Genomic DNA, 12358 nt, shown 5'->3' with positions numbered 1-12358 from the left:
CGAATTTTAGCCTACCTAGACGTAGCTTCCGGGTTGCTACCCTGATATTCGATCTTTCTGGATCTTCGCGTACGGATCGATGAGATTGGAACGTTTTGATGCGAACGATCGCACCTACGCGGCCAAGCACATATTGCTAGCGCTTTTTAGGTTTCAGAAAATCGCAAACCATCGTTTTCATTGAGCTACAGACGGGGTCATTTTTAAAGGTTTCAGCCAGTTTTAAAAGAGGTCGTGCATTCGGGCTCTTTATCGCACTGGGGCAACATTCTCGAAATGGGCGCTTACCAGGACGCTTGGAAGCATTTCTACGCGGCTTACGGCGTCCCGTACTAACAAAAAGTAGTCATACCATGTGTTAGGGCCTATTCCGCCAGATTAAAAAGCATTGAAATGACGTTCTCCGAGAGTGAGGATTGTTCGCAGAGGCACGGACTACAAAGCTTTCGGAACAAAAATGGGTGGCGCCACTTAAGGCGCCATCTTCAAGGGAGGGCCACAGCATGTCCGCCAAGGTCAAGAAGCTGTGCATTCAGCGGCGGACGTAAGGAAGGATCTGGACTTGGACGACTGAGTGCCTGTTGAAAAGCAGCCTCACTGGCCCTGACATTCCAATACGCTGTTTCGCATAATGTATATTATGTTAAATCATGTTCATGAAGTTCATAAGGTACTGAATCGACGAATCCGCTTTTGACGTCCACTCTCCCAACGGACCATAGACTTCGATGAGGTGGCTGCCGATGAAGCTGATTCAGTGCCGCTTTTCTTCAGGTCAGCGTGTTCCGCTGCTCGTGCACGCTGCTAACCCGGAGCCGTTGCCCATACGCGTTCTGTTCATCTACGTCCGACTCAAACTCAGGCACCGCGCTTACTATCGGCGGCGGCACATCTGCCTGCGGTCCAGGCTTTCTATACCTATGCCCAAAGTCGAGACGCTCATTTGGATGGCGTCATCTTGGTCTGCCACTTCGAGTCGATTCTGGCGTTGAATAGCCGCGGATTCTCTAGAGACCCCCGAGCCTCACAATTGAGACTGTTGGGAGATGAATACCTAAAGCAGCTGCATTAACCGGGCTTTCAAGGTGAGGCTATGGTCGGGCCGCTCTGCTGCGGGTCATATGGATGAGTGCTGATCTACGACTATCCAGAGAACTTCTCTCTTCGACAGCAAAGGGCAAGAAGCCTAGTTTTGGATATAGCAGCAAGCCTGCTGTATTTTCATTGAAGCACGAGATCTGCACCTCTGTGGCGTCATAGCGGTCGAACGCCAGAGCAGTCATCGTCTCCACGATGAAGGTCGCCACACCTTTACCTCGTGCCTCTTGGGCAACGATGACATTGCCGATACAGCAAACTCCACTCGTTTCAGCCCGATAAAAGTTAGCAAAACCGACGACGCTATTCCCCGCTTCGACAACCGTCGAGTCGAATCGTTGAGTAATAGCGTTAGACAGCTGAGCTTCAGTCAGGGGGTATTGAGCTTTCGGGAACATATAAAACAGTTCCTGAGCGTTAAGGGGAAAGCTACAGATAGTTTTGATGTCATCTGCCTTCACTGGCCTGTGTTGCAATATCATCGCGCGTCCTTGAGGTCTATGCATTCGGCATTCTAGCCCACTACTATTTGCTCAAACACCTTGCCTGGTTATCGGGGCACCCTATGATGCGGCAGCAGCTCCGCAATCTCACTTGCCCGCTGAGTCGACAGGCGCATGAGGACGTCCTTCAAAATGGGTACGCCGCCGTCATCGAGATAGCGCGACAGCGCCATTAATCCTGCCAAATCTTGCTAGAATCACTAAACCCATAAGCACGCTAGTCAAGTCGATCACTAAGGATTGAGATTGCATGATCAAAACCCTGCCAAAAATTATAATTTCAGTTGCTGCACTTTTCGGTATGTTTATTAATTTGCACTTGATCCACACACTTAGCGATCACTCTGCTGTCTCTGGCGTCGAGGAATTGCTCAGTCTAAGGATGTATGACTGGAGCCAGTCAGTGTCCAAGAAATCAGACTTGGGTGGCTTTGTTACGTTTTCGATTCTTGGCGCTGTGATTGCCGCATATGTAGCGTCTAAATTTGAGTTTAATTTGGAAAAGGCCCTGTATTCAATCATCGCTACCGCCATAATATCTGGATTTGTTTTGGGGGGCGTCCAGAATGCTGTGGTATCTCATATTGGCACTTCTTTGGTTGAGAAGTACCCCGCCGCCGCCAAGCGCGCTATTTCCACCTATTATGTGCAACGTCTTGCGTGGCGCGATAACGGCTATAAAAACGTACTCATCCCTGAATATTCCGGCGATAACATTCGCACAATTGAGTCGAAGCTATTCAGTGTCAATATGTTTTATTTGGTTGAGGACCCCCTTTTCGTGACAGGGGACAAGACCAGAGGCAAAGACCTTATGGCACTGTACTTCAATGATGCTGTTGACGCGCAAGTCAAGCAGCAACCATGGGGGCTGCCCAAAGATAACTGGATATATGAAGGCTTTGTAAGGGAATTTGATACTGCCCACTACGATTTGCGAAGAGTAAATAATACTGTCGTTGTACCTGTTGTGTTGGCCACGACCATTTTCAGTCTGATCTTAAGCATCTTGGTTTTCATAGGTGAAGTATTTGGATTGGCTGGTGGTAGCTGGCTAAAGATAAGGGTTTATGCAGTGGCGGGTGTTGCTATTGCTTTGCTGGTCACTCCCTTATTCGTGCAAACTCACTATCACTTGACGCCAGCAATACAGCAATTTAACTGCAGCTACAGCTATTGTAATTTGGCACAACCCGTTATTGATTGGCTTTTCAGATTCGAACTGGGAGTCGTCAAATTAATCTCATTCGTCACCTGAGAATCTAGAGAAGGTCTCATCAGCTGTCTGCTGGCAGGAGACGTTGACCGTCACCTGAGTGCCCTCCTCACCTGCCCGCTGCCAATCGGCGATTTGCTTGCACACTCGGGAGATCACCCAATTGCCGACCTGGGTAAACAGAAGAGCTTTTGTTCCCGTGCAGGCAAGTTTTTTCAACTGCCTGCACGGGCATGACCCTATTTGCTTTTGTGGTGCTTCAACACAAACCAGACCAACAGGCTCAATGCGCCGACCAGTGCAGCCGCCGTCAGTAAAACCATGCTGTGGGAGGCACTAAAAGCTTTTTGCCCGGCTGCAGCAAGCTGCTGGCCTTGAATGCCTCCAAGTGTTTTGGCCGCAATCATCGTTTCACCAATAGACCGGACGGCTGTCTCGGCCATGGCAGATGGAGTGCCGTCAGGCAGCTGTATGGATTTTTCATAGGTGGATACGAGAAGAATACCGAAAACGGTTATGCCCAATCCGGTGCCAAGGTCGTAACTCGTGGCCTCAAGGGCTCCGGCAGAGCCCGCTTTCTCCATAGGAATACTGTTCATGATCGCCACTGACGAGGCGGTCAAACCAATGCTCAGGGAAAGCCCCAGTGCCACCAGCATCACAATAACGGCTACCCCGCCGCTGCCCAGGTGTATCTGGGCCAACCCGACCAGACTTGCCGCTGACACCAGCAACGAGCAACTCGCAACCCACCGCAGGCCAATCGCCTTCAGGATGACCCCGGCAAGAGGCCCACCGATTGCAGCCGCAATCATCAGCGGCATCATGAAAATACCGGCCTCCAGGGGGGTACGCCCCATGACGAACTGCAGTTCTTGAGCCAGCAGCAATTCGAACCCGGCAAGCGCACCCATGGTTACCAGGGCCATGACGATACCGGTGCTGACCGCCGGAATGGAAAAAAGGCTCAGATCCAGCATCGGGGTCGTGGTGTGAAGCTGCTTGCGTACAAACCAGACAAGCATCAGTGCTCCGAAGACAAAACAGGCACCGGTTACGAAAACAGAGCTGTTGGTTTTGAAGCCCGATTTGAGGGCGTAAACACTTGCCATGACACCCAGGATCAGAATCAAGGACTGTCCAATGGTCCAGTTTCCATCGCCGACCACACTTCGTCGCGGGATGTAGGCGATCACCAAGGGTATGACCAGCAGCATCACGGGCACATTGATCAGGAACACCGACCCCCACCAGAAATGCTCAAGCAATGCACCACCGACCAAGGGACCGATGGCGGCTCCGGTGGAGGCAACAGCGCCCCAGATACCCAGCGCTACTGCTTGATCGCTCTGATCTTCAAAGGTTTGTCGAATAATCGCGAGGACGCTGGGCATGACCATGGCGCCGCCGAAGGCCATGAACGCCCGTGCCCCGATCAACGATCCGACATTGGGAGAAAAGGCGGCCAATACCGAACCTGCGCAGAAGATACCCAGCCCGGCCAGCAGCATTCGGCGATGGCCGACCCTGTCCGCAAGCGTGCCCATGGGAATCAGCAGGCTGGCCATCAACAACGGGTAGATGTCGATGATCCACAGAATCTCGGTGCCCGTTGCTTGCAACGCAAGGGTCAGTGACGGAACCGCGACATGAAGAATGGTGTAATCCAGGACAATCGGCATAAAAGCCAGAATGACCGACATGAGGACTAACCAACGGTTTGAGTTGCCATTAGACACAATAAAGAGACCTTTTTACCGGGATCCCGGTCTTCAAACGGTTATGAGCCGTTTTAAGCCGTTGTTGTTACCACGCTTGCGCCCCAAGGCTGCGCCGCGATGCTAACCCATATCCCCCGGCTTTCCCGCCGTGCAAATGTGAAGCTTTGTGAAGTCCAGGGTTTGAACCAGGACGATCCAGCCCTGCCCTGGAAACTGTAATCTGGCCTGATGAAAAGACACTATCGGCGCCCAGGCAGCGCCCTGCTCGACCTCTATCGACTCGGTCCCCCTCAGCAGCGTCTGCCGTTCGGATACTTCCAGTGGGGCTCGGATACAATCTGCTCCAGCCTCTGTGGGAGCGGGCTTGCTCGCGATGGTCGTTAACGATGATGCGTAGTTACTGGGTAAATGCGCGGCCCTGAAGATCATCACGAGCAAGGCCCCCCTATGACCAGCCGCCTCTCAACTATTCGTCGAGTTCATGCTCAAGCTTCAATGCTCGCTTCCAGCTGTCCAGTGCTGCCAGGCGTTGCAGGTAAGCCTGCAGATGTGGGTACTGCGCCCCGCACTTCATCTGCTCGACCACCGTGATGGCAACAAAAGCCAGCATGAAGTCAGCCCCTGACAATGTGTCCCCCACAATGAAGGTTCTGTTCGCAAGCGCACTGTCCAGAAACCCCAGTACTTTATCGAACTCAGTCCGGGTATAGCCGTCCAGGAACTTGAGCTGAGTCCCTGCATTGATTTCAAACTGGGTGAACAGCTTGAGTAGCACCGGCACCATCGCCGAGCTTTCTGCAAAATGAATCCATTGCAGGTACTGAAGATAGTCTGGTGAGCTGAACGCGGGCTCCAGCCGGGGCGCAAAGCGGCGAATCAAGTATTCGACGATGGCGCCGGATTCAACCAGCACTTGTCCGTCGAGCTCAATCACCGGTGACTTGCCCAGCGGGTGAATGTCTTTCAGTGAGGCAGGGGCGAGATGAGTGGCAGGATCACGCTGATAGCGAATCAGGGTGTAAGGCTCTCCCATTTCTTCAAGCAGCCAAAGAATACGCAGTGATCGGGACGCGTTGAGGTGGTGAAGTGTGATCATGAAGACTCTCTCTGTTTATGATGGATGATTAGAAGTTCTTCTTATATATTTTCCCGCCTTTCATAATCATGCTGAGAGTTGCATCCGGGGCCTCCAGAAACCCCAGGCTCACCGTGGGATCTCCCTCGACAACCAACAGATCAGCCAACGCACCTGCTTCTATCCGGCCAATTTTACCGGGATATGGATTGCGGGCTCCCGACAGCCCCAACAGTTCCCCATTCATCTTTGTCGCCATGTTCACGACGTCGTGTGCAGCGTAAAACCGGGTCAACTTTGCAAGCTGTCTTCCCTGAGTGGATGTCTTTTGCGGATTAAATAAAACATCAGTCCCCCAGGCCGTTTTTATATTGAAGCGCTGAGCAAACTCATAGGCTCTCGCGGTGCCCTCAGCCACCACGCGCTGGCGCTCACGCCGTACAGGATCAGGATAAACATTGGCATCTTCATCTTGCAGAAAAGGCTGAAGACTCCACCAGATATCGTTGTCTGCCATCATGCGCGCGGTTTCTTCATCCGCCAGTTGGCCATGCTCGATCGATTTCACACCGGCGCGAATGGCACGCTGGATACTTCTGGGCGTGTACGCATGCACCATCACATAGGTGCCCCAATCGGCAGCGGCTTCAACCGCCATTCTTAATTCTGACTCCATAAACTGGGTGCTATCGAGATGGTCATACGTAGACGCAACGCCGCCACCTGCCATCAATTTTAGCTGTGATGCCCCAAGCATAAGCTGTTCTCTGGCCCGTCGGAGCACTTCGGCATCGCCATCAGCTATGGCTGCAGCACCCAGTTGCTCAGTCACGCTCAGTGGTCTGAGTGAGCTGCGGGGAATCTCTGATCGCATCCTGAAATCACCGTGGCCAGAGGTCTGTGAAATCATTGCGCCGGAAGGATAAATACGAGGCCCTGCAATAACACCCTCATCAATGGCACGCTTCAATGCGAACGAAGGTCCTCCAGGATCGCGAACCGTCGTAAAGCCGCGCATCAAGGTGCTTTCTGCTTCGCGGGCGGCGACTAAATGGATATAGCCCGGGTCTGCGCTCATCGCGTCAAGTTGCGTGATGCCCGCTAACGTAGTGTGCCAATGGGCATCAATCAATCCCGGCATCACCACTCTTCGCCCGCAATCGATAACCACGGCGCCTTCAACCTCTGTATTGGCGGGTAGCAGTGAGTCGATCACGCCATCCTTGATCAGGATGCAGACGTTATCGTCAAGCACAGCGCTACCGTTGAATAAGCGAAGATTCTTGAGCAACAGCGTGTTCGCGCTGGATTCAGCTTTTGTACCTTGTCCTGAGGCGCTCGATGCGCGCACTGCAGAAAGTTGTGCACCTTTGGGTTTGATACCGCTATAGACATCACGTCGAGACAGATCAAGCATCATTCTCGCGTGAAAGTCCTGTATATCCGGCGAGCTACAGGTGCACAGGTCATGTACTTCACGTTCAACATGATGACTGGGTGTAAAACGCGTATTGGACCTGGCAGATTTAAGCCTCATATCGAACGTTCCGTAAGCATTTTCAGGAACAGAGACTATAGATCGAATTAAAAACGCTGATCGAGGGGAAAGCTCGAGAACATTTATCGTTTGTATCCCCGGTGCAGGTACACAGAGACAGGAAGCGCGGCACTGTCGCTTTCCTTTCAACCAGGCCGTGCAATACCGTGGTGTCGCAATTTGCGATAGAGCGTATTTCGGCTAATCCCCAGGCGGGCTGCAACATGGGCGATATGCCAATGTTCTGCCTCGATCAATGCCAGTAGCGTCTGCCGTTCGGATACGCCAAGCGGATCTTCGGCCAACGCGACTGGCACTGCTACTGCCGGCAGCAACTCCGCCAAATCGTCCAGAGTGACACGCCCCTCCAATGACAACGCTACTAGCGTGCGCAGGCACGTACGCAGCTGCCGGACATTGCCCGGCCAGGGTTGCTTCAGCAAGCGCTCTCTGACGCCGGCCTCCAGCCGGATTCTTGTACCTTTTGTCTCTTCGAGCAGCAGAAGGTCGAGCACACTGCCCTTGTCTGATCGTTCACGCAACGGTGGGAGCTGCACGGTGAACCCGGCAATGCGATAAAACAGATCTTCGCGAAAGCGCCCCCCGACCACACCGGCGTTCAGATCCTGGTGACTGGCACTGATAAGGCGTACGTCGAGGGGACGTGCTGTCGCGCCACCTAGCGGCATCACCTGACGCTCCTCCAGCACTCGCAGCAGTCGGGTCTGAAGCGCCAGGGGCATATCGGCGATTTCATCGAGAAATAGAATGCCGCCATGGGCCTGCTCAAGTTTACCGACCATCCCGTCCTTGCGTGCGCCGGTGAAGCTGCCACCACGATAGCCGAACAGCTCGCTTTCGATCAGCGTTTCCGGAATGGCCGCGCAATTGATCGCCACAAACGGCTGGCCCGCTCTGGAGCTGGCACGATGCAGCGCTGCCGCAAAAGCTTCTTTGCCGGTACCGGTTTCGCCCTGTAAAAATACGGGAACGTCTCGCTCCAAAACCCGTAATGCGCGGGCAAAGCCGCGTTGCAGACGCGGGTCTTCCAGGCATACATGCACGTCGTTGATGATGGGCGCTGGCGGCGTTAGCAAAGGCGATCGGTGCACGGGTTCCCGCAACTGTCCGTAGATCAGGCGCCCGTCCACCAGCCGCATTGGCCAACAGACACTCGTCTGAGCGCTGGCCTGACTCATTATCTGATCCACAGGTGTTTCCAGCAGCATTGTCAGAGGCTGCCCAACCACCTGGTCACGGCTGAGGCCCAGCAGATCCAGCGCAGCATCATTGATTGAACAGATACGGGCACTCTCGTCGAAACTGAGCAGACCTTCACCCAGCAGCCCGACGAAACCAGCCTCAGGGTGCAAGCGCAGCAAGTAGCGATGCGGGTCATGCCCCAGGAAAAACGAGCTCTCGATCAGCCTGGCTGACAAGCTGGTCAATGCCATGGCCTGGAAGTGTTGCTGAAGGCTGTGGTCATCCCTCACGGATGAAAGGTTGAGTACGGCTAGCAGCTCTCCACTCGCATCGAATATCGGGCTCGCCGAGCAGGTAAGTCCGACGTGCTTGCCACGGAAATGCTCATCACGGCGGATGGTGACGTGCTGTCGCTCGACCAGGCAGGTACCGACACCGTTGGTGCCCTCACAATCTTCACTCCATACCGAGCCGAGCCACAACCCGGAACGCTGAACCTCTGCTCGCTCGGATTCGTTGAACACGCTGTCGATGGCCACCCCCCGTGCATCGGTGAGTAGTACCACATGGCCGTCACGCCCGAGTTGTTGGTGCAAGTTGCTCATCTGCCAATGCGCCACGGCGATGATGTGCTCCAGTGGCGCGCGGTGATCCTGCAAGCGTGGATGCTCAACCACGTTAGGTGCGCGGCGACTGGCAGGGTCGAGCTGATACTGGTCAAGGCAGCGGCGCCAGGAGCGTGTAATGGCCAGGTCAGCACCAGGGCTGTGGCTGGCGACAGTGCCCTGCACGGCTTGTAGCACTTGTTGTGCATGGGCGTTGATCAAGGCCGGCTTCATTATTCTTGTTCTCCGTTACGGTCAGGACACGGGTCTGTTGGCAGCTTATATGAAAAGATTGCAACGAGCGCTTTTTGCACCGGGTGACACTCTGTCATCAGCATTTCCAGAAACGTGACAGAGATCCGGATCAAGATCTGAGCCGTAATGCCGCAACGGCTCTGCAACGGGGTTTTGATAGAGATGGCCCGGGCCTTGCTCTGGGTAAGTTGTTACTAAAACAACAAGATCGGGAGAAGCCCCATGAACATCGCTGTCGAAACCCCCCTGCACACGCCTACGGCTCAGCTTGCCGCTTGGGTCGAGAGCCTCAACGAACGTCTCGCCCAGCGTGATCTGGACGGCACGCTGGCATTGTTTGCCAGCGAGTGTCACTGGCGCGACCTGCTGCTTTTCAGTTGGAACCTGGTGACCCTGGAAGGCAAACCTGCCATTCGCGACCTGCTTGAAACACGCCTCGACCAGACTCGCCCCGAGCGGTGGAAAGTGGAAGGTGAAGCGGCGCTGAATAACGGTGTGCTCGAAGGCTGGATCAGCCTGGAAACACAAGCGGCGCGAGGTAAAGGGTATGTGCGGCTGAAGGATGGTTTGTGCTGGACGCTGCTGACGGCCATGCGTGAGCTCAAAGGTTTTGAAGAACCCAGTGGTCGCCGTCGTCCGATGGGTGCCAGTCATGGTCACGCCCACGCTGACAAGCGCAACTGGCTGGAGCGCCGCCGCGATGAAGAAGCATCGCTGGGGATCACCACTCAACCCTATTGCCTGATCGTTGGCGGCGGTCAGGGGGGGCTGGGGCTCGCTGCGCGGCTCAAGCGAATGGGCGTGCCTACCCTAATCATCGACAAGGCTGACCGACCCGGCGATCAGTGGCGTGGTCGCTACAAGTCGCTGTGTCTGCACGACCCTGTCTGGTACGACCATATGCCTTACCTGCCCTTCCCCGATCATTGGCCGGTTTTCACCCCAAAAGACCAGATTGGCGACTGGCTGGAAATGTACAGCAAAGTCATGGAGCTCAATTACTGGCCGCGTACGGAATGCGTGAGCGCCAGCTTTGACGAGCAAAGTGGCACCTGGAAGGTTGAAGTACAGCGTGATGGCGAACCTGTGACGCTACAACCGACCCAGTTGATTCTCGCCACCGGCATGTCTGGCGTACCCAATGTGCCACGTTATCCGGGTGCCGAGGTTTTCAATGGCCAGCAGTATCATTCCAGCCGCCATCTCGGTGGCGACGCCTGGAGCGGCAAGCGCGCGGTGGTCATCGGTGCGAACAATTCGGCTCACGACATCTGCGCCGACCTGGTGGAGAACGGCGCCGAGGTGACCATGGTGCAGCGCTCCAGCACCCACATCGTGCGTTCCGACAGTCTGATGGAGCTGGTCTTCGGCGGGCTCTACTCGGAAGACGCTTTGGAGACGGGTTTGACCACGGACAAGGCCGACATGCTGTTCGCCTCGATCCCGTACAAGGTGATGCCAGGCTTTCATCAACCCATCTTTGCGGCGATCAAGGAGCGTGACAAGGACTTCTACGAGCGCCTGGCCAAGGCTGGTTTCATGCTCGATTTCGGTGACGATGAGTCTGGCCTTTTCATGAAGTATGTACGCCGTGGTTCGGGTTACTACATCGATGTCGGCGCCAGCGAACTGATCGCTAACGGCACGATCAAGCTCAAGAGCGCACCTGGCCTTGGTGTCGAATGTATCGAAGCCGATGCCGTCGTACTCAACGATGGCAGCCGCCTACCGGCAGATCTGATCGTCTACGCCACAGGCTATGGCTCAATGAATGGTTGGGCGGCAAAGCTGATTTCCCAGGAAGTAGCTGACAAAGTCGGGCGCTGCTGGGGCCTGGGTTCTGGCACCACGAATGATCCTGGCCCCTACGAGGGTGAGCTGCGCAACATGTGGAAGCCGACACAGCAGGAAAACCTCTGGTTCCACGGTGGCAACCTGCATCAGTCGCGGCATTATTCGCTGTATCTGGCGCTGCAGCTAAAAGCGCGCTTCGAAGGGATCAACACCTCCGTCTACGGCCTTGCAAAGAGTCACCACACTGGCTGATTCAAATGGCGCCCAGCTGTGGTTGGGCGCCTTTGCACAATATTCCGGATACATTCCGGGCTAAAAGCTGCAGGCGTTCGAGTACAATGTGTTTCCTATCAATCGCTTAAGCTGTCCAATGAAAAAACTGTTTTCTGTAGTAGCGCTGACCATCTCGGTAATTACCCCCGCCTTTTCAAGCCCTCCATCGACATTTTCCGAAGCAAAGGTCATCGCAAAGCAGAAGATCTACCTCGACCAGGCGAACAGTGCCATGGGCGAGCTGTATTGCGGCTGCAAATGGACATGGGTAGGCAAGTCGGGGGGCCGTATTGATGCGGAGTCTTGCGGCCTTCAAACCAGGAAACAACAGAGTCGCGCGCAACGCACTGAATGGGAGCACATCGTTCCTGCCTGGACATTCGGTAACCAACGTCAATGCTGGAAGAACGGTGGTCGAGAACATTGTGTGGATGACGATCCCGTATTCCGGGCGATGGAAGCCGATCTGTTCAACCTCTACCCCTCTGTTGGCGAGGTGAACGGCGACCGTAGTAATTTCAACTACGGCATGGCCACCGGGGTAGCGCCGCAATATGGGCAATGCAAGACGCGGGTTGATTTCAATCAACGTGCTGCGGAGCCGCGTGACGAGGTCAAAGGCCTGGTCGCGAGGACAACTTTTTACATGTTCGACAGATATAAACTGAACATGTCTCGTCAGCAGCAACAGCTACTGATGGCCTGGGACAAGCAATATCCGGTTTCGCCCTGGGAGAAAGAGCGAGATCGCCGCATTGCAGCAATCATGGGGCACTCCAATCCTTTCGTAACCGGTGATCGTCGCTGGACGCAAGGGTACAAGACCGTCGGTGAGGGGGTAGTCGGTGCCATTCCTGTTCAACCCACTCGTGTACCCGCACAGCCGATCCTGGCGAGCGCGAGTGGCGTGAGTTCGATCATCGGTAACCGCAAAAGCCAGCTTTACCACCTCTCGATGGGGTGCCCTGGTTATGGCCAGGTGTCAGCGAAAAACCAAGTAACCTTTGACTCCGAATCTGAGGCTCAGGCAGCAGGATATCGAAAGGCAGGCAACTGCAAATAGTTGCTTTCGGTGAAT

The 12358-nt window shown here is 54.7% G+C and carries 8 protein-coding genes; 3 read left to right on the top strand and 5 right to left on the bottom strand.

The genetic code is table 11. The annotated features are described in order from the left end of the window. Nucleotides 1–1091: 1091 nt before the first annotated feature. Nucleotides 1092–1580 carry a GNAT family N-acetyltransferase gene (locus tag V6L81_RS14945; RefSeq protein ID WP_095019918.1) on the bottom strand — a complete coding sequence of 163 codons (489 nt, stop codon included), beginning with the start codon at nucleotides 1578–1580 and terminating at the stop codon, nucleotides 1092–1094. 271 nt (nucleotides 1581–1851) lie between these two features. On the opposite strand from V6L81_RS14945, the gene V6L81_RS14940 reads away from it, so the two are divergent. Further along, complete coding sequence (locus tag V6L81_RS14940) at nucleotides 1852–2859, top strand: hypothetical protein (RefSeq protein WP_095038796.1); 1008 nt, start codon at nucleotides 1852–1854, stop codon at nucleotides 2857–2859. 197 nt (nucleotides 2860–3056) lie between these two features. On the opposite strand, the gene V6L81_RS14935 is transcribed toward V6L81_RS14940, so the two are convergent. The 4 genes from V6L81_RS14935 to V6L81_RS14920 form a co-directional block, all read right to left on the bottom strand. Next, entirely contained in the window at nucleotides 3057–4520 is a 1464-nt protein-coding gene (locus V6L81_RS14935) for an MFS transporter (protein WP_338660102.1), read from the bottom strand. 484 nt (nucleotides 4521–5004) lie between these two features. Continuing rightward, nucleotides 5005–5634 carry a glutathione S-transferase family protein gene (locus V6L81_RS14930; RefSeq protein ID WP_095026252.1) on the bottom strand — a complete coding sequence of 210 codons (630 nt, stop codon included), beginning with the start codon at nucleotides 5632–5634 and terminating at the stop codon, nucleotides 5005–5007. Between the two features lie 28 nt (nucleotides 5635–5662). Further along, nucleotides 5663–7033: an amidohydrolase family protein gene (locus V6L81_RS14925; RefSeq protein ID WP_337859237.1), complete on the bottom strand. Its 1371-nt coding sequence runs from the start codon at nucleotides 7031–7033 to the stop codon at nucleotides 5663–5665. A gap of 263 nt (nucleotides 7034–7296) precedes the next feature. Then, nucleotides 7297–9192: a sigma-54-dependent Fis family transcriptional regulator gene (locus V6L81_RS14920; RefSeq protein ID WP_338660101.1), complete on the bottom strand. Its 1896-nt coding sequence runs from the start codon at nucleotides 9190–9192 to the stop codon at nucleotides 7297–7299. A 243-nt stretch (nucleotides 9193–9435) separates the two neighbouring features. Between V6L81_RS14920 and V6L81_RS14915 the strand changes: the two genes are divergently transcribed. Then, nucleotides 9436–11259, top strand: a complete 1824-nt coding sequence (locus V6L81_RS14915; protein ID WP_133144619.1) for an NAD(P)/FAD-dependent oxidoreductase — start codon at nucleotides 9436–9438, stop codon at nucleotides 11257–11259. A 118-nt stretch (nucleotides 11260–11377) separates the two neighbouring features. After that, complete coding sequence (locus tag V6L81_RS14910; protein ID WP_130871479.1) at nucleotides 11378–12343, top strand: endonuclease; 966 nt, start codon at nucleotides 11378–11380, stop codon at nucleotides 12341–12343. The last annotated feature ends 15 nt before the right edge of the window (nucleotides 12344–12358 follow it).

The sequence above is a fragment of the Pseudomonas bubulae genome, from assembly GCF_037023725.1.
Lineage (GTDB): Bacteria > Pseudomonadota > Gammaproteobacteria > Pseudomonadales > Pseudomonadaceae > Aquipseudomonas > Aquipseudomonas bubulae.
The sequence above is the reverse complement of the archived record's forward strand: the minus strand, read 5'-3'. Positions and strand labels throughout refer to the sequence as shown.

Bases quoted from the DNA above. Each gene is read 5' to 3' on its own strand.
- V6L81_RS14945 (WP_095019918.1), bottom strand. From the start codon at position 1,580: ATGATATTGCAACACAGGCCAGTGAAGGCAGATGACATCAAAACTATC.
- V6L81_RS14940 (WP_095038796.1), top strand. From the start codon at position 1,852: ATGATCAAAACCCTGCCAAAAATTATAATTTCAGTTGCTGCACTTTTC.
- V6L81_RS14935 (WP_338660102.1), bottom strand. From the start codon at position 4,520: ATGTCGGTCATTCTGGCTTTTATGCCGATTGTCCTGGATTACACCATT.
- V6L81_RS14930 (WP_095026252.1), bottom strand. From the start codon at position 5,634: ATGATCACACTTCACCACCTCAACGCGTCCCGATCACTGCGTATTCTT.
- V6L81_RS14925 (WP_337859237.1), bottom strand. From the start codon at position 7,033: ATGATGCTTGATCTGTCTCGACGTGATGTCTATAGCGGTATCAAACCC.
- V6L81_RS14920 (WP_338660101.1), bottom strand. From the start codon at position 9,192: ATGAAGCCGGCCTTGATCAACGCCCATGCACAACAAGTGCTACAAGCC.
- V6L81_RS14915 (WP_133144619.1), top strand. From the start codon at position 9,436: ATGAACATCGCTGTCGAAACCCCCCTGCACACGCCTACGGCTCAGCTT.
- V6L81_RS14910 (WP_130871479.1), top strand. From the start codon at position 11,378: ATGAAAAAACTGTTTTCTGTAGTAGCGCTGACCATCTCGGTAATTACC.